The organism is Caldifarcimen microaerophilum (genome assembly GCF_055387105.1).
On record NZ_AP038914.1, the window covers coordinates 1,104,501 to 1,129,950 of the forward strand.

Below are 25,450 nucleotides of genomic sequence, written 5' to 3' on the forward strand. Positions count from 1 at the left end.
GCCTCCGGGAACGGGTTCCCCTTCATGGGAAAAGATTGTGGAGCATGGACGGGGGTCCTTCAAGCCCCACCCACCGCCCCCCCTCTTCAACCCTCAGAAAGCGCATCCGGAGATCGGCCCGCTCCAGAAGGTCCGGGGCCTTTTCCGCCCACTCCACCACCACATACCCCGCCGGATCGGAAAGGGCTTCCTCAAGTCCCAGAAGGGCGAGTTCTTCCGGATGGTCCAGGCGGTACAGATCCAGATGATACAGGCGCACGGGACGCCCCTCCCGCACACCCTGATGAACCATCATCACCACAAAGGAAGGACTCCGGATCTCCCGGATGCCCAGCGCCCGGGCCATTCCCCGGACCAGTTCGGTTTTCCCTGCTCCCAGTGGTCCGGAGAGGGCGATGAGGGCGGGTGGGGGAACGACCTCCACAATCCGCATCCCCAGATTCCATGTGGCCTCCACATCCTTCAGGAAGAGGGTGTGGTCCATTCCTGAAGAAGCCTCCTGTACACTTCGCGTATCGAAGGAGGAAGGCCCTCGTTCATCGCCTGCCTGCGCAGAACCTCCAGAAGGGGGTCCAGGGCTTCTCGCTCCGGTGGGACGGGGGTAAAGGGCTTCCCGGGCGTGGAGCGGCGACGGGCACGGAAGGCTTTCCGGTGCATGGCCCGGAGGGCCTGGAGGAACTTCTGGGTGGCCTGTTTCTGGCGTTCCACATCGGACCGGGAGAGATGGCCGGATCGGAGTTTCCGGAGGTTTTCCTCCAGCGCCCGGGAAAGATCTCCCAGCGCGTCCCGGGCGGGGCTGCCCTCCCCCAGTTCCTGACGAAGGGCTTCTGCCTGCTGGCGCAGGGCCTCCATCTCCCGGGCCAGCGCCTCCAGGGTCCCCTGACCTTCCCGGGGGATGGGGACGGGAAGGGGCATCATCCCCTCCATGGCCTGCTGGGATTGCCTCAGCCCCTGGAGAAGCTGCTGCACCATCTGCTCGAGACTCTTCGCCCCCTGGGCAGGTTGCTGGGCCATCTGGTTCTGGACCTCCAGCAGAGCCAGAATGGCAAGATGGACCAGGCGGCGGGCTGCGGGGTGGTTCCCCTGGTTGAGATCCTGCACCGCCTGGGCCAGGGCCTGCCAGACCCGGAAAGCCGAGAAAAACAGGAGAGGCGACGCCTCCCGCACCTCCCGGACAATGCCCTCCACCACCGTGGGGGCCACCCGGGTGGTCTCGGCGTGGAAGGACGCGAAACCCAGAAGGCGCCACCGGGCCTCCTCCAGCGCCCGGTGGGTTTGCTCCACCAGGTCTTCCGAACGCGCCTGCATTTGTCGTTCCATCGTTTTCTGTAAATTATCCAGCGCTTCACGGGCCTCCCGCGCGTGAACATTCGCCTGGTTTCGATCTCCCTGACGCATGGCGGTCTGGGCCTGCTCCATGGCCCGGAGGGCCTGATCCATCGCCCCTTTCAGGGAGTCTGGAAGGCGGGGTTTCATGCGGGCAGCCTGCCGGGCGATCTCCGCCTGACGGGCGTGGAGACTGTCCAGAGGTGTGTCTCCCAGCGTCTCGCTTTCCACCTGAAACTCCCGGTTCCGGAGTTCCCGGATCTCCTTGCTCAGCTTCTCCATCTCCCGGAACTGCCTGAGCTCTTGAAGGAGTTCTTTGAAGGCCTGGAGCCGTGCCAGGGTCTGCTCCTGGGCTTTCTCCAGGGTTTCCAGGGCCCGGCTCATCGCCTCCGGAGAAGGTTTTTCTCCCAGTTCCCGCCGGACATCCTCCAGCGCCTTCCGCAGTTCCTCCGTCATGGTCTCCCGGAGAAGTTCGGCCACCGCCTGGAGCTCCTGAACCAGCCGGGGATCCAGCTGCTGAAGGCGGGACAGGGCTTCCAGCGCCTGGGAAAGTTGCTCTGCCCGCTTCTCCAGGGACTCCACCACCTGTTCCTGCCGCTCTGCAAGGGATTCCAGGGCCTCCTGAGAGGATGGAGAAACTTCTCGCCGGGTGAGGATTTCTTCCCGGAGACGCCGGACCTCCTCCCGGGTGCGCTCCAGTTCGCTCTCCGGCGCGTCCAGATCCTGTTCATCGGGCAGTTCGGCCAGAGAAGCCAGATCCGGATACACCACCCGGAGGGTTTCCGGCGCACCCGTCTTGCCCGCCACATCCACCACCGCATAGATCCGGAACAGGGTGTCTCCGGGAAGGAGGGCCAGAGCGGAAAGGTTCAGCGTATCCCGGCCCTGCCACTCCGTCGCTCCGGGTAGACGCCGGACGCTTCGCCGGTTTCCCCAGGGCCCTTCCTCCTTCACCACCATCCGCCGCAACCCAAAGTCGTCCACAGCCACCAGATGAACCACCAGGGTCTCCACCTGATCGGCCCGAACAAAAACAGGGCTCACGGTGATCCGGGGGGGACGGTCCCGGAGGGTCCGGATCACAAGGGGCGGGGCTTCAAAGGGTCGGGGTCCCTCAAGGGACCACCGCAGGATCAAACTGTCCTTTTCCAGCGTCCGCAGAGAGAGGGTGTCTTCACAGGGACAGGACCACGTCCACACCGTGTCCATGGCCACCCGGAGTTCTTTCCACAACGTGTCGGTCACCCGGACGACCACCTGGAGGGTGGTCCCCTCCGGAAGATAGGCTTCACGACCCGCCCGATACCGCGAGGGGGAGAGCCCCGTATAGCGGGGAGGCCGGGCAAGAAGCAGCACCTGATCCAGGGAAGGCCGGGGAAGCACCCGGAGTTGAAGACGGGTGGTTCGTCCCTGAATCTCATACCATCCCGGGCCGGGGGGACGAAACCTGTACACCGCCCGCCCCTCCCGAAAGGAGGGGTGAAGTTCCCGCTCTCCCACCCGGATGGAGAGACGTTCCGGCGGCGTTCGCCAGATCTCCACCTCCTCCCCTTCCAGGGCCACCGGAGGGACAACCTCGATTCGCTCGGCATAGAACAGAACGTCGTCCTGAAAACGCTCCATGCGGGCACCCGCCCCCACGAGAGCGAGGCCCACCAGGAGTACGCCGAGTTCCCGGTGGAAGGGAGGAGGCACCCGATGGGGGAGGGGATGTTTTTCCATCAGACGGGCCAGATGCGCCCGAAACAGAGGAGGAGGCGGATGTTGCGCAAACTCCCGGGCGGTGGCCAGGAGATCCGCCCACCGGGGATCCCTCTCCGCCACCCGCCGGAGAAACACACGAAACCGGCTTTCCAGCCCCAGGGCCACAAACCCCAGCACCAGGTTCATCCCTCCCACAACCAGGGCCCCCTCCACCGGGAAGGTGAAGACCTCCAGAAAGCCCCCCAGCACAGCCCCAAAACCCACCCCCAGAGCCAGGCCGCGAAGCAGGAGTTCCCGAAGATACCGCCGGTAGAGCGGGTGGTTCATTCCTCCATGCCCCCCAGGTACGTCTTCGGCGCAGCAGGCCGTGAACATCCCAAAAGTTCGCCCAGCACCACGGAAAAACCCAGCCATCCAAAGTCCCGGAGGGTGTGGGAGAGGGGAGATCCCAGGTTCTGAAGGGCCATCTGGAAGGAAAGGGCCATCAGGGCCGAAAGACTGAGCACCGGGGAGAGCCGATCCAGGCGGGAAAGGCTCAAGGTATACACGGCATACACCAGAAGCCATGCCTTCACCAGGTCCGGGGGAAAGGCATAGAGCCCGAAGGACAGGGGAATGAGGGCAAGCATCTGGAGGATGTCCCGCAGGCGAATCCGCAGGCCCATGCTCTGGAGGACGGTGGCAATTCCTCCCGCCACCGCAAGGTCCAGTCCCACCACAAACAGGGCGATCAGGCGTCCTCCACCGGCCGAAAAAGCCTCCACATCCCGAATCACCACCAGGAGGGGAAGATGATAGAGCATGAAGGCACCGGCCAGGAGAAGGCCCGGAAGGCGGTCCAGGATGCACGCCATCCGCTCACGCACCTCCACCTCCTGCTTCCGCCGGCCGAACCTGGGGGCCCACCACCCGGTCCCGGCCAGCCCGTTTGGCCTGATACAGCCGCTCGTCCGCCCGCTGAAGGAGCATGCTCGGGGTGAACCCATCCAGGGGATACACCGCAAGGCCGATGCTCACTGTCACATGAAGGTCCTGAAAGGCGTTGCCCACCAGGATCCGGATGGGTTTCTCCCGCATCGCCTCCAGGATCCTTCCGGCGATGAGCCGGCCGCAGGAGATGTCGCAATCCGGGAGGATGAGGACGAACTCCTCGCCCCCATACCGGTAGAAAAACCGCTGGTCCTCATGGCGGAGCACACCCCACACGCGCTGAACAAATTCCCGGAGCACCAGGTCCCCCACCGCATGGCCGTAGGTGTCATTCACCGCCTTGAAATGATCCAGATCCATCATGAGCACGGCGAAGGGTTCCCCGTGGAGGGCCGACGTGGACTCCCGCTCCCGGAGGAGGCGGTCCAGGTCCTTCTCCATGTCTTTGCGAACCCGTGCCCCCGTGAGGGGATCCCGCTCCAGGGACGCCACCTCATACTGGGACAGGGCCATGGACTGGACAAAACGGAGATAGCGCTCCAGCAGGTGAAGGGTCCGGCTGGGAAGTCCCCGATCCCCTGGATGGCGGAAAAACAGGAGGTGGAGGACCTGCTGATCTTCCAGGGGGAGAGAAAGACGCCGGGCCAGGAGAAATCCCGCCGCTCCCATGCGGCCCAGAATTTCACCCACTTCCTCCCCGATTTTTTTAGGGAAATGGGGCTCACGCGTGGCAAAGGCGACCCGGCGCTGTTCGCCGGTGGCCAGGTTCTCGATCACGGCCACGGCAGCCGGAAGGGAGAAGAACTGGAGGGCATATTCCAGAAGCCGCCGGACGGTGAAGAAGAAATCCCGCTGGCGCCACAGACGCTGGAGTTCTGATAGAAGAACCAGGGTGGTTTCCAGACGCTCCCGGAGACGCTGGGTATGAAAGGCAAACACCAGACCCGCAGCCAGAAGACCGAAACTGAACAGAAAGAGCTGGAGCACGGTGGTCACGGGATCCCGGGCCAGAAAGCCCTGGAGCAGAAACTGCGGGGTCAGAAAAGCGAGGGAAAAAAGGATGAAATAGGGCTTGGCCTGGGGTTCGGACTGGGAGGCGATGAGGAGGAGGGCATAGAGGAGAAAGGCCCCGAACCAGAGGGTGGGGACACCGGGAGGGCTGTACCACAGGAGGAGCGAAATATGCAGGATGCCCAGGGCCGTCTCCAGAAGGTGAAAGGTGGACCGGTGGAGATCCGGCACCAGCCAGGAGAGTCCCCAGAGAAGTCCTCCCCCGGCCCACAGGGGCAGGATGGCCAGAAGCCAGAAGGAGGGATCCAGGGCGCCCACCCAGGCGATCAGGAACATCCAGGGAAGGAAAAACAGGGTGAGCCCCAGCACACCCCAGAGAAGGCCGGCGGCTGCCTCCCGGGGATGTTCCCAATCCACCGCTTTCCCGGCGTTGCGCAGCAGGAAAAGCCACGCCCACCGGATCCGCCGAACCGCCCGCCTAAGCTTGCGCAAGGATCCCCCTCAGTTCCGGATAGAGCGGAAAGGCTTCCACCAGTTCCCGGACCTCCTTCCGGATGCGCTCTCGCAGGCCTGAATTGTCCGGATCCTTCAGAATGGACGCAATCCAGCGACCGATTTGTTCCATCTCCGGTTCCTTCATCCCCCGGGTGGTGAGGGCCGGGGTGCCGATCCGGATCCCGCTTGTCACCGTGGGTTTTTCCGGATCAAAGGGAATGGTGTTTTTGTTCACGGTGATGCCCGCCTCTTCCAGCAGTTTCTCGGCCACTTTCCCCGTGAGCCCCAGGGGACGGAGATCCACCAGCATCAGGTGGTTGTCCGTTCCGCCGCTCACGAGACGAATTCCCTCCTCCTGGAGAATCCGGGCCAGGGCCCGGGCGTTCCGGACGATCTGGCGGGCATAGTCCCGGAACGCCGGCTGAAGGGCTTCGCCGAACGCCACCGCTTTGGCGGCGATCACGTGCATGAAGGGCCCACCCTGAATTCCGGGGAAGACCGCCTTGTCCACCACTTTCGCGTGCTCCGCATCCGTGAGAATAAACCCGCCCCGGGGACCCCGGAGGGTTTTGTGGGTGGTCCCGGTCACAAAGTGGGCGATCCCCACGGGGGAGGGATGTTCCTCTGCCGCCACCAGACCGGCAATGTGGGCGATGTCCGCCACGAGATAGGCCCCCACCTCATCCGCAATCTCCCGGAATTCCCGGAAGGGAATCACCCGGGGATAGGCGGAATATCCGGTCACGATCACCTTTGGACGGTGTTTGCGGGCGAGGTCCCGCACGAGATCCAGGTCAATGCGTTCTGTCTCGGGGTTGACGGTGTAATACACCACCTGATACTGGGTTCCCGCAAAGGACACCGGGCTTCCGTGGGACAGGTGTCCACCGTGGGAGAGGTGCATGGACAGAAGGGTTTCGCCGGGCTTCATCACGCCATAATACACCGCCATGTTGGCCTGGGTCCCCGAGTGGGGCTGGACGTTGGCGTGGTCGGCTACGAAAAGTTTTTTCAGGCGTTCCCTGGCAAGGTTTTCCACCTCGTCCACAAAGGTGCAGCCTCCGTAATAACGCCGGCCCGGATAGCCCTCAGCGTATTTGTTGTTCATGGCCTGGGCCATGGCGATGAGAACCGCCGGCGAGGCAAAGTTTTCCGACGCAATCATCTCCAGGGTTCCGTGCTGCCGTTCAAACTCCCGCTGAATGCTCCCGAACACCTCGGGATCCTGGGCCTTAAGAAGCCTGAAAAGATCCATGATGCACCTCCTCATAGGGTAAGGGCCAGGAAGGTAACGCCGATTCGGTCAGGGGTGACACGTCTCCCCGGCGGGAGAACCGGAGCCAGCCCGCCAGGGCGATCATGGCCGCGTTGTCCGCGCAAAACCGGGGTTCCGGTAAAAACACCCGGATGTTTTGTTCCTCACTCCAGCGCTGAAGTTCCTCCCGCAGGCGGGAATTGAGGGCCACCCCACCGGCCACCACCACGGAGGGAACGGGATACGCTTCATATGCACGGGAGAGACGGTCCAGAAGCTGGGCCACCGCGGCCTCCTGAAAGGCCGCGGCGATGCGGGGGCGTTCCGATTCCAGGTCTTCGGGCCTCAGGCGTTCCACATCATACCGCACCGCGGTTTTCAGACCGCTGTAACTGAAGTGGAACGCGGGGGTCCGGGGAAGGGGGAAGCGAAGATCTCCCGGATCCACCCCCCGGGCCAGCCGGTCAATCTCCGGGCCCCCGGGATAGGGCAATCCCAGCAGTTTGGCCACTTTGTCAAAAGCCTCTCCCACCGCATCGTCCAGGGTATGTCCGAGCAGTTGATAAGCGAACCAATCCTCAACCAGGAGGAGTTCGGTGTGGCCCCCCGAAACGATCAGGGCGAGAAAGGGAGGTTCGAGGTCGGGCTGGGTAAGCAGGGGAGAGTAGAGATGTCCTTCCAGATGGTGGACGCCGATGAAGGGTTTACCAAGAAGTCCGGCCAGGGATTTGCCGAAGGTGTGTCCCACCAGGAGGGCGCCGATGAGGCCCGGACCACGGGTGGCGGCGATGAGCTCGATATCTTCAAGTTGCACACCCGCCTCTTCCAGCACCTCGCGGGTCATCACCTCGATCACGTTCACATGTTCCCGGGCGGCGATTTCCGGCACCACGCCACCGTATTCGCGGTGGATCATCTGGGAAAGCACCCGCATGGAACGCAATCCATGCACAGACGACCACACCGCGACGGAGGTTTCGTCGCAGGATGTCTCAATGCCGAGCACGTACATGCGGGCTAATTCTATGGCGCGGGGCGGGATGCGTCAAGAATTCGCCCCCGGGATGGGGATCAGGGGCGTTCCCCGGTGGAAGACGGCCGGGACTGTTTGCGGGTTTTGGCCTGGTAGAGCCGGGTGTCCAGGCGGTGCAGAACCTCCCGGAGGTTGGTGTTGGGGGTGAGGGGGTCACTCACAGCAAGGGAGGCCCGAACCTGAATGGGCCCTGCCGAGGTCTGGATGGGATCCTGCAGAACGTCCCGAACCCGGTCTTCGGCGTCGGGAGCACGGGTGGCCACCCCAAACTCGTCTCCCCCATACCGGATCACCAGATCATCCATCCGGAAGCGATTTCGAAGCCGTGCCCCCAGCGCCCGAAGCACCTCGTCCCCCACCGCGTGCCCCCACGTGTCGTTCACCTTCTTGAAATCATCCAGGTCCAGGAAAACGAGACGATAGGGAATGCCCTTCCTGACCTCCTGCACCAGGAGCCGAAACCCGATCCGGCGATTCCACAGGTCGGTGAGGGGATCCCGTTCTCGTCGGGTGAATTCATGATAGAGAATGGATCCCAGAAGGGGGGTGATGCCCAGACCCCCAAGGTGGATCAGAAGAAGGTGCACCGGGACGGGAACCAGGAGATGAACAAGTCCAAGGAGGACCCAGCCATACAGGGTGAACAGGCCTGCCACCCGGGGATCCCAGATTTCCAGATGAACGCCGTAGAGGGAAAGGATCTTGAGATAGAGGATGAACAGGAACGGACTCTGGAGGCCCCCGTTGCGGAGAGGAGGGACACGATCAGGGCGCCATCCATCAGGAAGCCCAGGGGGTCCACCCAGGGGGGGATCGGGAGATGCAAGAAGGATGAGGCCCCAGAAGACCGCCGTGAGGGACCACAGAACCCCTGCACTTCCCGCCGGGGGATAGCCCAGAACATGAATCCCCGCAACCCCGATGCCCGCCCACAGCCAGGCCCAGCCCGCTCCCCGCCGCGCAACACGGTCGGATGGCCGAACCGGAAGAGGCGTCATGTGTGAATATTATACAGCCTGTTCTTGCGAACCCGCGAGCCGGGGGACTGAAGTTCACCCATGAGTTCGGACACCTGGGTATAGGGATTGGATGAACGTGTGGTGGACACGTTGAATCAAGGATCTCCATTCTTTGGGTGGCAATCGCCATTTCTTCTCAAGCAGGACAAAAGGCCCGGAGAAGCGTTTCCATCTTGCAGAGCCTGTACGACGGAGAAGTTCCTGGCGCACCTCTCCTCCAAGAAGCAGCACAATGCCGTAGACCAGGAGCATAAATCCTACCAGCTTTTCCATCACCGCTTGTTTCTTGCTCATCACATCTCCCAACCCCAGCAGGCTTTTCATGTCCCGGAACGATTCCTCAATCTCCATCCGCCTGCGGTACAACCGCAGCGCTTCTTCAGGCTCCAGTGTGGTCATCAGCCACAGGGGTTCCTTCTGGCCCCACTCCCACACCCCGATAACGTTGACCTCCACTTCCCCACGGTATCGCAGCCCCCGAAAGACCACTTTTTCTCCAACAGGACATGTGAGATGGACCTTTCGTCCCTCGGCGTCCAGAAAAACCGGAGGACGGGATCCCATTCTCAAGCGGATCACGAAATTCATCCCCGCTTCCCGCAGATGGCGCAGGAGAGTCGTATAGCTGAATTCCCGGTCCATCACAAGGGGACGATTTCCAATGAGCTCCTTCCAGGAAAGAAGCGTCTGGATGTGGACGGCATTTCGTGAGCTTCCCGTATCTTTGAAGGTTCTTGAAGAGAAGGTGGTCATGGCAAAGGGGATGGCGCGTCCTCGCAGAGGGGCGGCGAGAACGAGGAGCCAGAAGCCGCGGGTTTTGCCATCTTTCAGGGTTCCGACGTATTCTGTCTTGCGGGCCTGGGGTCTTTCGATTTCGGTGACGTCAGCGATCACGAAGGGAGCGGTTTCGGGGAAAAGCCTCCAGAGGGTTTCATGGGGATTAAAATGTTCGAGGAAGCGCTGGATACGCTTATACGCGGCGCTTTCAGAAACGCCTTTCATCTTGCGAGCCATGGAAGAGATACGGAGTGACCGGGCGTCCAGGAGAGCATATCCGATTTCCGTTGCTCGTTCTGCAAAGCGAGGATCCGGAAAAAGAACTTGCATGAACGACTTCAGGGGTATAAACTTCCTCATGGGGATCCTCCTTTCTTTTCGTTGTTTCTTGTTCAGCAGGGAAAGTATACAGCTTTCCCCCGGAGGATCCCCACCTCCCTTTCACCCCTGTCCGAACTCTTGTCCGGAGGTCAGGGGGGATGGGCAGGGTTCCCGGTTCCCGCGAAACCTGTGCGTGGTTCACCCTGCCTCCGGGATCAACAACGTGTCCAGTTTGGGGATCACGCCCGATCTGTCCCACGCCGGAACTCGACCGATGGACCGCGAGGGCACAAACACGGGATCCACAGCGGAAGAGAAAACTTCGCGGAACTTTCTTGACCGGGCACCGGAGAATGCCTACAATTGGGGGGATACCTGGGTCCAGCAACAACATACACTATGGACACAGATCGGGAGCGATGTGGAACATCTTCTTCTTCCTCTGGACGCAGCCCCTCCCCTGCACGGTGGACACCTTTGTGCTGAACCGGGTGATGGGGGATCGGAAAAGGCATGCCTATTTCGCAGGAAACGCGCTGTTTCTGGAAACAACAGTGGGCACGGCCATCTATTCCCTTGCTCCCCCCAGACCCGATCCCGTGGCCTTTCTTCGAGGATGGCATGTGTTCGCGCGCTCCTGGTTTCAGGGGTCCGAGATGCCTCCCGCAGTCTACCGGTACACCGGGGATCCACCGTCTTTACAGGTGGCCGAGGTGGATCCCCGAAGGGGCCTGATCACGGACAGGGTCACCGTACCCGGCATTCCCCTGGTGGATGTGGTGGAAGCCTTCCCCCTTCTGAACGACCGGTTTGTTCTGTCCATCCGCTCCCCTCTGCCAGGGGGCAGGTTCACCACCCGGTTTCTCCTTTTCTCCCTTCATCCGCTCCGGTTTCTGGACACCCTCACGATCGGCGCAGGCAAGCCTTCCTGGACCACCCCTCCCCGGATCTGGACGGAAAGTGCGGCCTGGATCCTGACCTCCCACGTTCCTTATAACCGGGGGAGGCCCGCCCGGGGATCCCGGGACGATCTGGGAAGCGCGATCCTCCTGTCGCCGGATGGAAGGGTGATCCGCTCCCGGCAGTTCCCCTGGCCCCTCTTTTCCATGCCCCATGTTCTGTGTCGCTTCGCGGAAAGCCATTGCGTGATGAGCGCCGTCCCCGTGTGGGCCAGTCCCCCCGGTCTCCCCACAAGGGTCTGGATCCTGCACCTTCCGGACCTGGCGGTGGAACGCTCCTTTGACCTGCCCGGCCAGGCTGTCGCCGCTCTTCTGGAGGACGGGATGCTCATCCTGGAGGTTGAGAAAGCCCGGGCCCGCATCCTCCGGGATGGAGAGACCCTGACCGTCCACCTTCCGGAGTCTCTGCGGGACGACGCCCTCGGCACCTCTCATCTGGACGGGAGGGGGGTGTGGTTTCTCCTCTGGGAGCGCCCTCCTCGCACACCTGACCCCCGGTGGACCGATGGACCGCCCCGTCGCTCGGACGTGCTGTATCTTTCCCCCAAGGGCTATTTTTTTCAGCGGTTTCCCTTCCTTTTCTCTTCCGCCTTTGTGCCCGAACCGGGTGTGCTCCTCCATCCCCTCCGCGTCTCATCCCGCCGCATCGAAATGGGACGTTTCGATTGTGCTTCGGGAGGTTCGCCATGATGCTCATCCTGGGACTCCTCGCGTTCTGGAGCGATCCCCTCCCCTGCACGGTGGACACGTTTGTTCTGGCCGGGGTGGGTGAGAGCACGGTCTGGCGCGTCTACACGGTGGACGATATCCTCTTCCTCGGATCGGATGTGGGAACAGCCTTTTATCGCCTCGGGGATCGGAAAGGGGGGCCTTTTGCCATCGTGGGGGGATGGTTTCCCCCCCTGATCCGGGGGTTTGTTCAGGAGGCCCTCCCGCCGGTGCTGGTCCGGTTTTCCTCCCAGCCCTCCTCTGCCCTCCACGTGGCCCGGGTGGATCCGGCGTCGGGGGTGATCCTGGACTCCCTTTCCATCCCCGGTGTCCCCGTCACCCCGGTGGTGGACGCAAGCCCCATTCTGGACGGTCGATTCCTGCTCATCCTGCGGGCGGTGACCCCGGAAAAGCGCTTTGTGACGCGGGCTTTCCTGTTCCGGCTGGACCCCTTCGCCCTCCAGGACACCTTTTCTCTCGGTGTCGGTGGAATCTCCTGGGGAACGCCCGTTCAGGTGTGGGAGGAGGGACGGGCCTGGGTGCTTGCGCCTGCCGTGCCCCACAACCGGGGCTATCCCGGCCGGGGGGGACGGGACGATCTGGGAGGTGTGGTCCTTCTCTCACCCGGGGGGCACATCCTCCGGAACCGCCTTGTGCCCTGGCCCCTTTTTTCCGTACCCTTCCTCTTCTGCACCCACCACCGGTGTGCGCTGAACGCGGTTCCCAGTCCCTGGACACCTCCGGGGGTGAAAGGTCGAATCTGGCTCGTCTCCCTCCCGGGTGTGGAGATCCTGGAGAGCCGGGTCACACCGGACCGGACCCTCTGGATTCCCCGGGAGGACGGAAGGCTGGAGGTGAACCTGGATCGGGCCGAGGGGCGATTTGTCCCCCGGACCGGCCGGGCCGTGACCTTCCCCCTCCCCATCCCCCGGAGACTGGCTCTCCTCGGTGCCAGACCGGACGAGGGAGGTATCTGGATGCTCCTTCGTCCCTCTTCTTCCCGGATCCGGGACCCCCGGAAGCCGGAAGGACCCCCACCTCATCTGTATCTTGTCCGTCTTTCGCCCCGGGGCACCTGGGCCCGGCGATTTCCACAGCCCAGGGCATTTCATCATTTTTCCCTCCGGAACAACAGCCTTCTCTGGGCAGGATGGCGCATCCCCCAGGGTATTCAGATGCGCCGGATCCGCTGTCCCTGATCCCCGAGGTCCCATCGTGGGACATCCCGCGGATACCGGTAAGCCGGGGCGGACCGTTCAAAAGTCAGCGCACACCGGGAAAATCGGGATCGATGCCCGCCCCACCCCTCCCGGTTGAAGCCCATCCGGGGGTTCCGTATAATTCCGGTGGCGCCCCGGGCCTCCGGGCGAAGGGAGACGGGACAACATGATCTTCCTGATGATGGCTTCTCTCTCCTGGTTTGCGGGCAGGGGGGTGAACCTGCCCGCGCCGGTGCTTCATCTCCACCTTCTCGGAGACACGGTGATGCTGGTCCAGCCCCGGGCCCTGGTGTGGGGGATCCCCGGGGACTCCTTCGAGATTTTTCACCGTGTGGACCTTCCCTTCCGGGTTCAGGGCGCCGTGTCCCTCGAGGACCGGGTGATCCTGGCCACGTCCCGGGGGGTGATGGTGCTGGATCCCCGGGAGGGGACGCTCGCGACGGTGGAGGTGGAACCGGTGGACACTCTGTTCACCGCCCTGGGAACCGCCTGGGTCCGGCGGGGCCTTCGCCTTCAGGAGGTGGCGGGGTCCCGCCACCTGTCCCTGCCGGAACCGCCCCGCTTTCTCTGGGGGCGGCCCTGTGGCATCGCGTGGTCTGGGGCTTCGGCCTTTGGCTGGAGTCCGGATGGCGCAACGGTGCACACGCTCCGGGTTTCCCCCTCCCCACGGGCAGCGTGGGACTGCTCGGGCGACACCCTCCTGTTCGCCTGGGGCGACTCTCTCGCCACCCGGGTCCTGGTGCGCACGGTGAATGGAGACACCCTCCTTCTGGACCGGGTGCGGGGGACCCTCCTGTGGGGGCAGTTTGTCGAAAGCACGCCCGTGGCTTTTTTCAAAGACACCCTCCTGTGGAAAATCTGGATCGAAGGGCGCCGGGTTTCCTGGCCCGCCCGGCTCCTGTGGTTCCAGCCCTATGCCCCCGGTGTGTGGTGGGGCATGGAGCTCTATCCCCTCCAGATCGTCCTCTTCCGCCCGGAACCGGGTCTTCCCGAAATCCAGGCCGAGGGAATCCATCTCTTTCCCCCCTACGGCTCCATGTATGCCCCCCTGGAGGTCCATGCCCGGGACCGGGATGGGGACGGAGACCTGGATTTTGCGGTGCTCATGCGGAGCACGGCCCGAATCCCCGACAGCCTGAAGGGACACGGCCTTCTTCTTCTGCGCAACATGCACCGGGAGATCCTGGCCTGGCAGGACAGCGTGGCCGCCTCCTTCTCCACGTCCTTCTGGCCCCCTTCCCGGGTGCAGGAAGACCTGCGCAACGCGGAGGTGGCCCTCTATTTCGGCCAGATGCTCTGGCCGGAGACCTGGAGGACCTGGTGGGACCGGCGCCTCCGTGCCCTCCGGGTGCTGCGGATGTACCGCTGGCTGGAGGAACTGCAAAAACGGGCGATCGGCTGGCTGATCGCTTTCGCCGCCGGACTCCTCCTCATGTTCTGGGTGGCCCACGAGGAGCGTCACAAACCCCCGCCCCCCGCCGAGGCCGTCCAGAAACTCCTGGGGGTGAAGTTCTTCCACGACATCAAATATCTCCTGCCGGAATACACCCTGGACGAAGGAACCGTCCAGCATCTGGACGCGGTGAGCCGGGAGATGATCGAAACCCTCCATCTGGTGAGTGGGGGATTCCGGGTGGCTTCCTGGCCCTGGCGATGGTGGCGGATCCGAACCCTCTGGCGGCTCTATTTCTTCCGCTGGTGGCTTCAGCATCCGGCGGTTCACCGCTGGATTTCTCCCGCCCGGATGTACCGGTTCCTCCTCTATTCCCGCAAAACCTGGAGGGATCTCCTTGCACAACCCGGGGTGATGGAGGACCTGCCGGACATTCTCCAGGAGGTGTCCACCCGACTCCAGGGGCTTTTCCCGGACGTGGACGTGGTCCTTCGCATCGGGGAAGCCTTTGAAACCTCCTGCATGTTCTTCACCTCCGACATCCGGATGCTCCGCCGCCTGCTTATGGCCCTCATGGAAAATGCCGTGGAAGCCGGCGCCACCACCCTGACGGTGGAAGCGGCGGCCACGGAGGAGGGGCTTGAACTCACCCTCACGGACGACGGGGAGGGGCTTTCCCCCGATCTTCTGGCCCTTCCCTCCCGGGACCGGGTGGTTCAGATTTTCACCTCCGGCTATTCATCCCGAAAGGACCAGGGCCTCCATCAGGGGCGGGGCCTGACAGAAGATATGCTCGCCTGGATGGAACAGCAGGGAGAAATCTGGATCGAACCCCGGGAGAACGGAGAACGGGGCACCCAGGTGGTGCTCCTCTTTCGCCATTGCCGGAAACGAACCTGAACCGGGAGGTTTGCATGGCAAGGCCACGCATTTATGTGCTGGACGACGAACCCACCCTCCCCCGTCTGGTCCGGGAGATCCTTCCCCACGCCTCGGTGGACCATTTCACCGCGGGGGAGGAGATGCTCCGGGCCATGGAACGGGTGTGGCCGGATGCGGTGGTGTGCGATCTCGCGGTGAACCGGCCGCGGGAGGGTTTTGAAGTGCTTCAGACCATCTTCACCCGCTGGGCCCGGCGCAAGATCTTTGCCCTGCTGGTCACCCGCTATTTCTCCCCGGACCTCTGGAAGGCGGTCCACCGGTGGGGGGTGGACGCCCTGGACATTTCGGACCTCAGCCTGGAGGGTGCGCGGGAAAAGCTCTCCCGGGCTCTGGCCCGGTTCGTGCCTGACACCTGGGAATTCCAGCAGCACCTGGTGGAGGTGTATGAGGAGGAGGGCTATATCGCCCGCTCCCCCCGGATGCTGGAACTGCTGGTGCAGCTCGAGCGGTGGAAGGACGGGGACCACCCCATCGTGCTCACCGGGGAAACCGGGGTGGGCAAAACCTTTCTCGCCCGGATCCTGGCCCGCCGCTCCCGCACGGGATCTTTTCTCGAGGTGAGCGGTCCCCGCCTGGGGGCGGACATGGCCCAGTTCCCCGTGGAGTTTTTCGGGGAAGAACCGGGGGTCCATGCCACCCGACCCGATCAGGAGCGGAAGGGCTATGTGGAAATGGTGGGCGAAGGGACCCTGATCCTGGAGGAGTTCTGTTCCCTTCCCCTGTCTCACCAGGCCATGCTCCTTCGCCTGGTGGAGGAACGCCGGTATGAAAAGCCGGGGTCCGGACGGGACCACCTCTTCATGGGCCGGCTCATCCTGATCACCGGTGCGGACCCGGGGCGTCTCGCGGCCGAAGGGCGCCTCCGGGCCGATCTGTGGAGCCGGCTCCAGGCCTACACGGTGGAACTCCCCCCTCTCCGGGAACGCCCCGAAGACGTGGAGCGCTTTCTGTTCCTCCACGGCAAACACCTGATCTGGAACGTGTCCGCCCGGGAGTTTTTGCTGTACGAATACCGCCATCCCTTCAACTTCCGGGGTCTGCGCCACCTGGTGGAACAGCTCACCCTGGAAGGGGCCACCCACGTGGGCCTGGACGACGTGCTGCGTGTCCTGGGGGCCGAAATGGCCTCATCTCCGGCCGGAGGCCCCACCGTTCCTGCGGGGGATTTTGTGGAACAGGTGATCGCCTGGATGACCCGGGAGGGCCTCACGGTGGACACCCTCAAAACCTTCCTGGTGCAGTATCTGGAACGCACCCGGGGCACCTTTGACCGCCATCCCAACCTGTATCGCAAACTGGGAATTTCCCGCTCCGCCTATTACCGGCACCGGGAGCAGAAAGGGCCGTCCCGCGTGTCCTGACGTCGACAATTCGCCCTTCATAGGGTATAATCCCCCGGATGTCGGGAAGGTGGTTCTGTGCGTGGAAACGGGAGGTTCCCAGTGTTCCGGTATGATGTGATCGTGGTGGGAGGGGGGCATGCGGGCGTGGAAGCCGCCCTGGCCGCCGCCCGGATGGGCGGACGGGTGCTCCTTCTCACCCTGAACCTGGACACCATCGGCCAGATGTCCTGCAACCCGGCCATTGGAGGCATCGGCAAGGCCCATCTGGTGAAGGAGGTGGACGCCCTGGGTGGGGAGATGGGGAAAGCGGCCGACGCCACCGCCCTCCAGGTCCGGATGCTCAACACCTCCAAGGGGCCCGCGGTCTGGTCCCTGCGGATGCAGAACGACCGCAAGGCCTATCGCACCTATATGCGCCGGGCAGTCGAAAGCGTGGACAACCTGCACCTCCTTCAGGAAGAAGTCGTGGAAATCCTTGCAAAAGACGGCCGGGTTCAGGGGGTGCGCACCCACACCGGCATGACCTATCACGCCCCGGCGGTGGTGATTACCACCGGAACCTTTCTCCGGGGACGGGGCCACATGGGCCCCACCCAGTTCGACACGGGACGGGCCGGTGAACCGCCCGCCCGCCACCTCTCCGCATCCCTCAAGGCCCTGGGGCTTGAACTGGGGCGGTTCAAAACCGGCACCTCTCCCCGGCTGGACGGCCGAACCATTGATTTTTCAGCGATGGAGCGTCAGGACGGGGATCCCATTCCCCGGGGGTTCTCTTTCCGGAACCCCGTCCTTGAGGGGCTGGAACAGATCCCCTGCTATGTCACCCGGACAAATCCGGAAACCCACCGGGTGATCCGGGACGTCCTCCACCTTGCGCCCATGTTCACCGGTCAGATCCGCTCCCCCGGTCCCCGGTATTGCCCGTCCATCGAACAGAAACTCGTGATGTTCGAACACCAGGAATCCCACCGCATCATCCTGGAGCCGGAAGGTCGGGACACGTGGGAGGTGTATGTCAATGGGCTTTCCACGTCCATTCCCGTGGAGGCCCAGTGGCGGATGCTCCGGACCATCCCGGGGCTGGAACATGCCCGGATCGTCCGGCCCGGATACGCCATTGAATACGATTTTGTCTTCCCCCACCAGCTCCACCATACCCTGGAAACCCGTGCGGTGCGGGGGCTTTTTCTCGCTGGCCAGATCAACGGCACCACGGGCTATGAAGAAGCCGCCGCCCAGGGGATCCTCGCCGGGATCAACGCCATGCGGTATGCCGCGGGAGAATACGGGATCGTCCTGAACCGCAGCGAAGCCTATATCGGTGTGCTCATTGACGACCTTGTCCGGAAAGGCACCGACGAGCCCTACCGCATGTTCACCTCCCGGGTGGAATTCCGGCTCTCCCTGCGGATGGACAACGCCACCGACCGCCTCCTTCCCCTGGGGCACCGTCTGGGACTGATCCGGGATGAGGAATACCGCGCATGGCGAGGAGAAAAGGAGCGGGTGGACGCCGTCCTTGCCCACCTGGAAAACACGCGGGTCCACGCCCGGGAGATCAATCCCCGCCTTCGGGACATCCCGTCTGCGCCCATCCACGATACCCTCTCCCTGGAAGCCCTCCTTCGCCGTCCGGAGATCCGGTATGAACACCTGGTCCGGTGGGGCCTTGCCCCGGACCTTCCCCTCCACCTTGCCGAGAAGGTGGAGATCGAGGTGAAATACCGGGCGTTTGTGGAGCGGGAAGAGCGTTCTCTTCGATTTTATCGCCACATGGAAAAAATCCGCATTCCCGAGGATCTGGATTTCTGGGCGCTTCCAAGTCTGAGTTACGAGGCCAGGGAAAAGCTGTCCCGGCTTCGCCCCCGAACCCTGGCGGAAGCCTCCCGGATCCCGGGGGTGTCGCCGGCCGATCTCCTGGCCCTTCATCAGCACCTTGAACGCACAGGAGTTTCCTCATGAATCGGGAAGATGAAGTGATCCGGACCCTTGTGCAATACTACGAACCCCATCCCCGCCTGCCCCTTCCGGCAGGGAGTGACGATGCGACCGTGATCACGGAGATTCCCGGGCGCAAACTCGCCCTGTCGGTGGATGCCCACATGGAAGGGGTCCACTTCATCCGGGGCATGATGGGATACGGCGACATCGGATACCGTGCCCTGGCCGCAGCCCTTTCGGACCTTGCCGCCATGGCCGCCCGTCCCCTGACCTTCCTGGTGAACCTGGAGGTTCCCCTGGACCTGTCCCTTGCCGACATCAGCGAGATCTATGAAGGGTTCCGGCCCCTGATGAAAAAGTTCTGCATTTCCCCATCGGGCGGAAACATCACCCGGAGCGAGCGGATCGGGCTTGTGATCACCGTGGTGGGGGAGTGCCTGGAGGGATCGGGTCTTCTGCGAAAAGCCCGGGAAGGCGATCTCCTGGCGGTGAGCGGGGACCTGGGCCGGAGCTTCGGCGGTCTCCAGATTCTTCTGAACCGCACCCTGGAAGGCCGGGTGGGGGAGCTTGCCCAGGACCTCATTGACAAGTTCCTCCGCCCCGTTCCCCGGATTGAAGAAGTCCTCCGGCTGTATGCGGAAGAGATCCGGCCGGTGGGGGGCATGGACATCTCCGACGGCCTGGGACTGGACGCCTTCCGGCTTGCCCGGGAAAACCACGTGGAAATCGTGATCGACGCCGATCGGCTCCCCATCCACGAGGCCACCCGCCGGTTTGCCGAGGTGGCCGGGCTGGATCCGGTGGAGGTGGCCCTCGCAAGCGGAGAGGAGTTTGAGGTGCTCCTCGTCATTGATCCGGAAGACCGCGAGCGGGTGGAGCGGTTCGGATGGACGGTGATCGGGGAGGTGCGGCCGGCCTTTGAACCCGGTGCCTTTGTGATCCGGGACGGACAGAAGCGGTCGGTGGCCCATCTGGGCTATGACCATCTCGTGGCCAGTCTTGAAGAAAACGGAGGAGAGGCATGGAACTCACCGTAAGCCAGCAAATTTTTGCGGAATTCCTGCAGGATCTCTCCCGGGTGATTGCCCCCCGGTCTCCCCAGACCGCCCTCCGCTATGCCCTGCTTTCCGCAAAGGGCGATCTCCTGGTGGGGCGGGCCACCAACCTGGAAGTGTATCTGGAAGAGCACATCCCCGCCCAGGTCCAAGAAGAGGGGATGGCCACCCTCCCGGCGAAGGAAGCCGCGAGTCTGGTGGCCACGCTGGAACCCGCCCTGCTCCGGGTGAAGGGAACAGAGGAGGGCATCCTGACCCTGGAGCACCCCGTGGGACACTATCAGTTCGCCGGTGTGGACCCCGCCGATTTTCCGGACTTCCAGCCGCCCCCGGAAGAGGACGGCGTGGTGGTGGAACTCGCCCCCTTCCTGGAGGGTGTGAAACGGGTGGATTATTGCCGGGCGCCCCGCACCCACGAACCCCAGTTTCTCGCCGGCATCCTTCTGGAGGTTCGCCCCGGTGAACTCCGGCTCGTGGCTTCGGACGGACATCGCCTGGCCCTCTATCGCCGGAACGCGGAAGGGGTGAACACCTCCTTTGACGCCATCGTCTATCCGGAAGCCCTCCAGTTCCTCCGCACCCGCACCGATCTGGCCGTCCGGATCCAGGTGAAAGGGCGGATGTGCTGGTTCCGGTTCGACAACGGGTGGGTGGCCAGCCGCACCCTGGAAGGACCCTATGCCCCCTATGAGCAGGTCATTCCCCAGGGGGAGGGGATGGTGCTGGAAGGTTCCACCGAGGAGATGGCCGCCCTCCTCCGCCGGATGGAGTTCTTCGCCGCCCCGCCTCTCCACCGGGTGATTTTCCGGTTCTCGCCGGACGGCGTGGAGGTGGAAGCCTCCAGCCAGGATCAGGGGCAGGCGGTGGAGCGGTTTTCAGGAACCTATACGGGTGAGGAGATGATGGTGGCCTTCAACCACCGGTATCTCCTGGATGCCATCCGGAACCTCCCCACCGAGCGGTTCCGCCTCACCCTGTATGAACCCCAGCGTCCCGTGAAGATCGAGCCCGTGGGGCTGGAGGAGGACGAAGAACTCCTCTATCTCGTCATGCCCATCGCCCTGGAGTGAGCCATGAAGGACTACGGAAAACTCCTTTTCGGTCCGGCGGGGGTTCCCCATTCCGCCCCGAAGTCGTCTTCGGAAGCCGGTGTGCGACAGGTTCACGCCCTGGGACTGGAGGCGATGGAACTCGCCTTCGTGCGCGGGGTGAAGATGGGAGAAAAGACGGCGGAAAAGGTGCGAAAGGCGGCGGAGGAAACCGGGGTGGTGCTCACCGTTCACGCCCCCTATTATATCAACCTCCTCTCCACCGAAAAAGACAAGGTGGAAGCCTCCATGAAGCGGATCGTGGATGCCGCCCGGGTGGGAAGCTGGTGCGGCGCGGTGAGCGTGACCTTTCATCCGGGAACCTACGGGCCCTACAGCCCGAAAGAAGCCCTCCACACTGTGGCGGAACGGATGCGGGAGATCCTGGACGTGCTGAGGGACGAGGGCATCGCGGTAGACATCCGCCCGGAAACCCAGGGAAAACCGGTTCAGTTCGGCTCCCTTGAGGAATTGCTGGAACTTGCCCAGCTCGTGCCGGGGCTTTCGGTGTGCGTGGACTTTGCCCACCTCCACGCCCGAACCAACGGGCAATACAACACGCCGGAGGAGTGGCACCGGGTGCTGGATCAGGTGGAGGAGGCCCTGGGACCGGAGGCCCTCAAAACCATGCACATCCACATCTCCGGGATCGTGTATTCGGCGAAAGGAGAGCGCCACCACGTGAACCTGGAGGAATCGGATTTTCGCTTCCGGGAGTGGATGGACGTCCTGAAAGAGCGGGACGTTCACGGGGTGGTGATTTCGGAAAGCCCCAACCTGGAGGGTGATGCCCTTCTCCTCCAGAAACTCTATGCTGCCAGCTAAATTCGTGTTGCTGCCTGCCCTTCTTCTTGGTCGAGGGCACTCCTCTGTCCCTGACCTGCGCCCATGGCTTCAGGAGATCCTTCGCCCTCCTCATCAAAGTGCCATAACCCTTTTCCCCGAAGCCATCCGTTTGCTGGTTCGTCAGGAGGCGTGCGGCCTCAGAATGCTGGACCAGGACGGAGACGGTTTTCCCCCGAAGGGGGGAGGAAATCTAACGTGCCACATGAAGGGGGAGGACCGGGGGCGTGGGCCAGAAGTGCAGGGGCGTGTACAGATCACTGATCAGGACACCTTACCGGGAAAAGCCTCTCTGATTCTGTTGAACAGTATGGCGACCCGGGTCGTATGGGACCATCGAGAGGTACGTTTTCGCTCCTGCAGGGGAGACACCCTTGCCCAATGGAAATACGAGGACGAACGTCGGGGACTGGTGGAGGTGAAATGGCAGGCATGTGGCCTTCAGACCCGCTGTTGCATCTTCGAGGGAAGCGGAACATTTGTGTTTTTCCCCACGAGTAGCACCACAGGATCAACCGCATGGCGTCTTCGGTTTCACATGGAAGGGGTGCTCCGTTTTCCCGGAAACGGTGCCTACGAGATCCGAATCATGGCCCCAGAACCTCTTGAAGTTTTCCCGGAAAATTCCCCAAAGGGAAGGGTCCTGGTGGCTTTTCGTTCTACTGGTGACAGGACCTGGAATTATCTTCATCTGGAAGATCCGTGACCATGCGCGTCCTTGTGTTCTCCAGCGGTCCGTATGGACAGGCGGTGCTGGAGCGGCTGGATGCAGAAGGGTTCCGGCCTGTGGGGATCGTCACCACTCCGCCGGCTCCCCGGGGCCGGGGAAAGAAACTCCAGCCCACCCCTCAGGCGGTGGTGGCCCGGGAGCGGGGACTCCCCCTCTTTGAGACCCGAAAACCCCACGATCCAGAGGTTCTGGAGGCCCTCTCCCGTCTGGAACCGGACTTCCTGCTGGTGTGCGACTATGGGGTGATCCTGAAGCCCGCGGTGCTGGAACTTCCCCGGCATCTCCCCCTCAACATCCACCCTTCCCTTCTTCCCCGCTGGCGGGGTGCAGCCCCCATGGAGCGAAGCCTTCAGGCAGGGGACGAGGCGGTGGGTGTGACCCTGATGGTGATGGATGAGGGGATGGACACGGGGCCCTGGCTGCTCATGGAGGGCTGGCCCCACGACGTTCACCTCACGAAAGGGGATCACTGGGACCGGTGGGTGGAGGCCGGGGCCCGGCTGTTTCTGCGGTATCTTGAACTCTTTCAGGCGGGCAGGGCCCCGGAGCCCATGCCCCAGGAGGGGGAACCGACCCTTGCCTCCAAAATCCGGCCGGAAGAGCGCTGGGTGGACTGGGGGGAAGACCCCGAAGCCCTGGCCCGGCGTATCCACGCCTTTTCACCCCAGCCCGGTGTCCGGGCCCGGGTGCGGGGAAAGGTGTGGAAACTTCTCCGGGTTCGGGTGATCCCCCGCGAAGGCTTCCCCCATCCGGGGGTGGGGGAGCCCGCACGGGTGGGGGATCGGCTGGTGCTGGGTCTGGAGGATCCGGACCGTGTGCTGGAAGTGCGGGAACTCCAGGTGGAAGGCAGGCGTGCCATGACGGCCGAAGAATTTCTGCGGGGGTTCCGGGGATGAAGGCGTCCATCACGGTGAAAGTCCGGCCGGGTGCGGGGAAAACCCGCATCCGTGAGATCCGGGAGGACGGGATGATCCTGATGGATGTGGCCGCCCCTCCGGAGAAAGGGAAGGCCAATCAGGAAGTCCTCCGCTTTCTGGCCCGGGTGCTCGGGGTGGACCGATCGGACCTCCATCTCGTGCCCTCCACCCGCACGCGAAGAGAAAAGGTCATTCAGGTGTCGGGGCTGTCGGCGGAGGCGCTGAAGGAGAGGATCCAGCGGGCGGTTTCCCGCTGATCCTGAGGGGGACAGGATGCTGTTCACGGTTGTCCTGCTTCTTGTCGAGTTGCAGCGTGATGCCTCGTCCCCTCCTCGACGCAGTGAACCCGCTTATTTTCGTGAAAAAGCAGTCTTTTATGAACGGCTTATCCCCTGGCATCGCCCCAATCATGTTTTATCGGATAACCACAACCTTTCGGGGGCGCACACGCCCCTTTTCGGAAAGCAGAAAATAAGAACCAGGCCTGAGATGAGAATGGCGGACCGGTCGGCCCAGAAGGTCCACAAGGCGGCCCCCATTGGGGAGGGACGCATCCTGTCGAAGAACCAGCGCATGAGGGATTTCCCGAACGCCCGTCTCTGTAAAGTGCAGGATCGCCATGCCCCGCTCGCGACGGGCAAGGTAAAGGTATGGAGGGACAAGAGCAACACGCTCAATCTCCCCTCCGTCACTGTACGAATTCAGTATCCGGGGATCTGCCGGATCCGAAATGTCCAGAAGATAAAACTCCGTGCGGTTCCAGATCACCCCATAGGGTGGGGCAACCTCCATCCCTTCGGCGGGCACAGGGAGATGGGCCACCTTGATGGGAAGAGTGGGGTTGACAAGGGAATACACCTGAAGTCCTGCTGATCCGTCCGCAATGTAAAGAACGCTCCCCAAAAGTGTTCCTGTGCGCGCTTCCCCGCCCGTATGGATCACGCTGAGAAGCTGTGGATGTTCGAGATCACGCAAACTCAGGATTCCGACCCCGGTGGTCCCGGCCATTGCCACACCCAGCGTGTCCTGGAGTGCAAGCGTACGGCAGGGAAAGGGGAGCGTGGCTTCGGCCAGCAGGGGGAAGGGGGGATTGGATTGGAGGGAAAACACCACAAGGGAATCCCCCCGCAGCACCACAAAGAGAGAGTCCCCCGAAACCGCGTATCCCTGGATGTTGAGGGGATAGGGGTCCAGGCTCCATTGCCCCGCGGGACCCGAGGTATCGCGGACGTCCAGCGCCACCAGTTTTGAGAAATACCCCATATCCGGATCAAAAGACCACACCACCGAAAACAGCCAGGGTCCGTGAATGGACAGATGGAACATATTGCCTCCGTAACTGGAAAACCAGCGTCCCAGGGATCGGGGCCATGCGGGATGGGAGAGATCCAGAATCTCAATGCCCGCTCCGCCTTCTGAGAGGTAGGCCCAGCCATCCTTCACCGCAAGATCCAGCGTTCCCCATCCCGGCGAAGGGAGATCACCGACAGATTGCAGGCCTTCCAGGATATGGAGGTTCCCATCCACCACAAACGCCTTGCCACCCGCAGCAACCACCCGCCGGGGAATCACCATCATCTGGTTGATGGCGCCGTCCAGAACGGAGACGGTCGGGAGCGTGGAAAGGTCCAGCAACCAGTACCCCGTCCACACTTCGATCCAGCCGCGCCCTCCCCCGCCTGCATAGGCGGTGTCTCCTGAGAGGGCCAGATGGGTGGCATACAGGAGAGGGATCTGATTCAAAAGCACGGGAGATGCCGGTTGGGCGATGGAATACACCGACAGGGTTTCGTTGGCAAGGACCAGCAAAAAGGTGTCCCGCAGGGCGAAATCGGGGCGATGGATCACCCATGCAAAATCCAGTGTGCCGGAGAGGGTCGGTTGATCGGGGTTGGAAACGTTGAGGAAATACAGGGTGGCACTCTGCGGTGAGGGGCTCCCCAGGAGAACGGCGATCGTATCCCGAACGTCAAGATCCACGACGGGCTCGGGCGGGGTGAAGGTCCCTCTCCAGGAAGGATTGGAAGGATCCGAGACGTCCATGATCTTCATGCCGGAGGTGCCCAGGGCAAGGTAAGCCAGAGACCCTTCAAGGTCCAGTGCATATCCCCTTTGAGGAAGTGACGTGCGGGAAAGAAGCCCGGGGGTTTCCGGACTGGAAACATCATAGATGTTCAGGGAAGAGGAGAGAACAAACAGGTGCTGGAGGGATGGATCCTGTTTCAGGTCGCCCACCACGTCCCCGATGTCCCGGATTTCGCCGATGCGGTGATAGGTGTTGCCTCCCGGGCTCTGGAGAACCCACACCCCGGCGCCTGAGCCAAGGAAGAGGGTGGAATCCGAAGGATCGGGGGCCACGGCGTTGAAGGCGGCGTAGGGCCAGACCCCCACCGGTTCGATCACCGCAAAGAGAACCATCCACATGGCCCACCTCCTGCTT

19 protein-coding genes are annotated in these 25,450 nt (G+C 63.0%); 10 read left to right on the forward strand and 9 right to left on the reverse strand.

Annotation, left to right across the window (positions count from 1 at the left end; genetic code table 11):
- Nucleotides 1-22: 22 nt before the first annotated feature.
- From tsaE to AC6HU3_RS05240, 8 genes are read right to left on the reverse strand one after another with little or no spacing between them, the layout of a single operon-like run.
- Nucleotides 23-484 (reverse strand): tRNA (adenosine(37)-N6)-threonylcarbamoyltransferase complex ATPase subunit type 1 TsaE, encoded by a 462-nt coding sequence (tsaE, locus tag AC6HU3_RS05205; RefSeq protein WP_497536238.1) that lies wholly within the window; start codon nucleotides 482-484, stop codon nucleotides 23-25.
- Nucleotides 463-3,357, reverse strand: coding sequence for a coiled-coil domain-containing protein (locus AC6HU3_RS05210; RefSeq protein ID WP_497536239.1), 2,895 nt, complete (start codon nucleotides 3,355-3,357; stop codon nucleotides 463-465). The genes tsaE and AC6HU3_RS05210 overlap by 22 nt, the downstream gene beginning before the upstream one ends.
- A complete protein-coding gene (locus tag AC6HU3_RS05215) occupies nucleotides 3,354-3,896 on the reverse strand; it encodes a hypothetical protein (protein ID WP_497536240.1) in 543 nt (180 codons plus the stop codon). The genes AC6HU3_RS05210 and AC6HU3_RS05215 overlap by 4 nt, the downstream gene beginning before the upstream one ends.
- Nucleotides 3,889-5,463 (reverse strand): GGDEF domain-containing protein, encoded by a 1,575-nt coding sequence (locus AC6HU3_RS05220; RefSeq protein WP_497536241.1) that lies wholly within the window; start codon nucleotides 5,461-5,463, stop codon nucleotides 3,889-3,891. The genes AC6HU3_RS05215 and AC6HU3_RS05220 overlap by 8 nt, the downstream gene beginning before the upstream one ends.
- Nucleotides 5,450-6,721 carry a serine hydroxymethyltransferase gene (glyA, locus tag AC6HU3_RS05225; RefSeq protein ID WP_497536242.1) on the reverse strand — a complete coding sequence of 424 codons (1,272 nt, stop codon included), beginning with the start codon at nucleotides 6,719-6,721 and terminating at the stop codon, nucleotides 5,450-5,452. The genes AC6HU3_RS05220 and glyA overlap by 14 nt, the downstream gene beginning before the upstream one ends.
- The gene (tsaD, locus tag AC6HU3_RS05230; protein ID WP_497536243.1) at nucleotides 6,699-7,733 is read right to left on the reverse strand and encodes a tRNA (adenosine(37)-N6)-threonylcarbamoyltransferase complex transferase subunit TsaD; all 1,035 of its coding nucleotides are present in this window, start codon (nucleotides 7,731-7,733) and stop codon (nucleotides 6,699-6,701) included. The genes glyA and tsaD overlap by 23 nt, the downstream gene beginning before the upstream one ends.
- A gap of 59 nt (nucleotides 7,734-7,792) precedes the next feature.
- Nucleotides 7,793-8,752, reverse strand: a complete 960-nt coding sequence (locus AC6HU3_RS05235) for a GGDEF domain-containing protein (RefSeq protein ID WP_497536244.1) — start codon at nucleotides 8,750-8,752, stop codon at nucleotides 7,793-7,795.
- 54 nt (nucleotides 8,753-8,806) lie between these two features.
- Nucleotides 8,807-9,880 (reverse strand): transposase, encoded by a 1,074-nt coding sequence (locus AC6HU3_RS05240; protein WP_497536245.1) that lies wholly within the window; start codon nucleotides 9,878-9,880, stop codon nucleotides 8,807-8,809.
- Between the two features lie 410 nt (nucleotides 9,881-10,290).
- Between AC6HU3_RS05240 and AC6HU3_RS05245 the strand changes: the two genes are divergently transcribed.
- The 10 genes from AC6HU3_RS05245 (at nucleotide 10,291) to AC6HU3_RS05290 (ending at nucleotide 23,267) form a co-directional block, all read left to right on the forward strand.
- Nucleotides 10,291-11,520, forward strand: coding sequence for a hypothetical protein (locus tag AC6HU3_RS05245; protein WP_497536246.1), 1,230 nt, complete (start codon nucleotides 10,291-10,293; stop codon nucleotides 11,518-11,520).
- On the forward strand, nucleotides 11,517-12,737 hold the full coding sequence (locus tag AC6HU3_RS05250) for a hypothetical protein (RefSeq protein ID WP_497536247.1): 1,221 nt from the start codon (nucleotides 11,517-11,519) through the stop codon (nucleotides 12,735-12,737). Before AC6HU3_RS05245 ends, AC6HU3_RS05250 begins: the two co-directional genes overlap by 4 nt.
- A gap of 187 nt (nucleotides 12,738-12,924) precedes the next feature.
- A complete protein-coding gene (locus AC6HU3_RS05255) occupies nucleotides 12,925-15,051 on the forward strand; it encodes an ATP-binding protein (RefSeq protein WP_497536248.1) in 2,127 nt (708 codons plus the stop codon).
- Between the two features lie 14 nt (nucleotides 15,052-15,065).
- A complete protein-coding gene (locus tag AC6HU3_RS05260; protein ID WP_497536249.1) occupies nucleotides 15,066-16,454 on the forward strand; it encodes a sigma-54-dependent transcriptional regulator in 1,389 nt (462 codons plus the stop codon).
- Nucleotides 16,455-16,535: 81 nt separating this feature from the next.
- Nucleotides 16,536-18,398, forward strand: a complete 1,863-nt coding sequence (gene mnmG, locus AC6HU3_RS05265; RefSeq protein WP_497536250.1) for a tRNA uridine-5-carboxymethylaminomethyl(34) synthesis enzyme MnmG — start codon at nucleotides 16,536-16,538, stop codon at nucleotides 18,396-18,398.
- Nucleotides 18,395-19,414: a thiamine-phosphate kinase gene (thiL, locus tag AC6HU3_RS05270; RefSeq protein WP_497536251.1), complete on the forward strand. Its 1,020-nt coding sequence runs from the start codon at nucleotides 18,395-18,397 to the stop codon at nucleotides 19,412-19,414. Before mnmG ends, thiL begins: the two co-directional genes overlap by 4 nt.
- A complete protein-coding gene (gene dnaN, locus AC6HU3_RS05275; RefSeq protein WP_497536252.1) occupies nucleotides 19,399-20,502 on the forward strand; it encodes a DNA polymerase III subunit beta in 1,104 nt (367 codons plus the stop codon). The genes thiL and dnaN overlap by 16 nt, the downstream gene beginning before the upstream one ends.
- Before the next feature lie 3 nt (nucleotides 20,503-20,505).
- The gene (locus AC6HU3_RS05280) at nucleotides 20,506-21,345 is read left to right on the forward strand and encodes a TIM barrel protein (protein ID WP_497536253.1); all 840 of its coding nucleotides are present in this window, start codon (nucleotides 20,506-20,508) and stop codon (nucleotides 21,343-21,345) included.
- A gap of 726 nt (nucleotides 21,346-22,071) precedes the next feature.
- Nucleotides 22,072-22,989: a methionyl-tRNA formyltransferase gene (locus AC6HU3_RS05285; RefSeq protein WP_497536255.1), complete on the forward strand. Its 918-nt coding sequence runs from the start codon at nucleotides 22,072-22,074 to the stop codon at nucleotides 22,987-22,989.
- A complete protein-coding gene (locus AC6HU3_RS05290) occupies nucleotides 22,986-23,267 on the forward strand; it encodes a DUF167 domain-containing protein (RefSeq protein WP_497536256.1) in 282 nt (93 codons plus the stop codon). Before AC6HU3_RS05285 ends, AC6HU3_RS05290 begins: the two co-directional genes overlap by 4 nt.
- A gap of 157 nt (nucleotides 23,268-23,424) precedes the next feature.
- On the opposite strand, the gene AC6HU3_RS05295 is transcribed toward AC6HU3_RS05290, so the two are convergent.
- Entirely contained in the window at nucleotides 23,425-25,434 is a 2,010-nt protein-coding gene (locus AC6HU3_RS05295) for an LVIVD repeat-containing protein (RefSeq protein WP_497536257.1), read from the reverse strand.
- Nucleotides 25,435-25,450 lie beyond the last annotated feature (16 nt).

Excerpts from the sequence above, each read along its gene's own strand:
- AC6HU3_RS05280 (WP_497536253.1), top strand. The coding sequence starts at position 20,506 with ATGAAGGACTACGGAAAACTCCTTTTCGGTCCGGCGGGGGTTCCCCAT.
- AC6HU3_RS05245 (WP_497536246.1), top strand. The coding sequence starts at position 10,291 with ATGTGGAACATCTTCTTCTTCCTCTGGACGCAGCCCCTCCCCTGCACG.
- AC6HU3_RS05210 (WP_497536239.1), bottom strand. The coding sequence starts at position 3,357 with ATGAACCACCCGCTCTACCGGCGGTATCTTCGGGAACTCCTGCTTCGC.
- tsaE (WP_497536238.1), bottom strand. The coding sequence starts at position 484 with ATGGACCACACCCTCTTCCTGAAGGATGTGGAGGCCACATGGAATCTG.
- thiL (WP_497536251.1), top strand. The coding sequence starts at position 18,395 with ATGAATCGGGAAGATGAAGTGATCCGGACCCTTGTGCAATACTACGAA.
- AC6HU3_RS05235 (WP_497536244.1), bottom strand. The coding sequence starts at position 8,752 with ATGACGCCTCTTCCGGTTCGGCCATCCGACCGTGTTGCGCGGCGGGGA.
- AC6HU3_RS05285 (WP_497536255.1), top strand. The coding sequence starts at position 22,072 with ATGCGCGTCCTTGTGTTCTCCAGCGGTCCGTATGGACAGGCGGTGCTG.
- AC6HU3_RS05240 (WP_497536245.1), bottom strand. The coding sequence starts at position 9,880 with ATGCAAGTTCTTTTTCCGGATCCTCGCTTTGCAGAACGAGCAACGGAA.
- AC6HU3_RS05260 (WP_497536249.1), top strand. The coding sequence starts at position 15,066 with ATGGCAAGGCCACGCATTTATGTGCTGGACGACGAACCCACCCTCCCC.
- AC6HU3_RS05290 (WP_497536256.1), top strand. The coding sequence starts at position 22,986 with ATGAAGGCGTCCATCACGGTGAAAGTCCGGCCGGGTGCGGGGAAAACC.
- AC6HU3_RS05295 (WP_497536257.1), bottom strand. The coding sequence starts at position 25,434 with ATGTGGATGGTTCTCTTTGCGGTGATCGAACCGGTGGGGGTCTGGCCC.
- AC6HU3_RS05255 (WP_497536248.1), top strand. The coding sequence starts at position 12,925 with ATGATCTTCCTGATGATGGCTTCTCTCTCCTGGTTTGCGGGCAGGGGG.
- glyA (WP_497536242.1), bottom strand. The coding sequence starts at position 6,721 with ATGGATCTTTTCAGGCTTCTTAAGGCCCAGGATCCCGAGGTGTTCGGG.
- AC6HU3_RS05250 (WP_497536247.1), top strand. The coding sequence starts at position 11,517 with ATGATGCTCATCCTGGGACTCCTCGCGTTCTGGAGCGATCCCCTCCCC.
- tsaD (WP_497536243.1), bottom strand. The coding sequence starts at position 7,733 with ATGTACGTGCTCGGCATTGAGACATCCTGCGACGAAACCTCCGTCGCG.
- dnaN (WP_497536252.1), top strand. The coding sequence starts at position 19,399 with ATGGAACTCACCGTAAGCCAGCAAATTTTTGCGGAATTCCTGCAGGAT.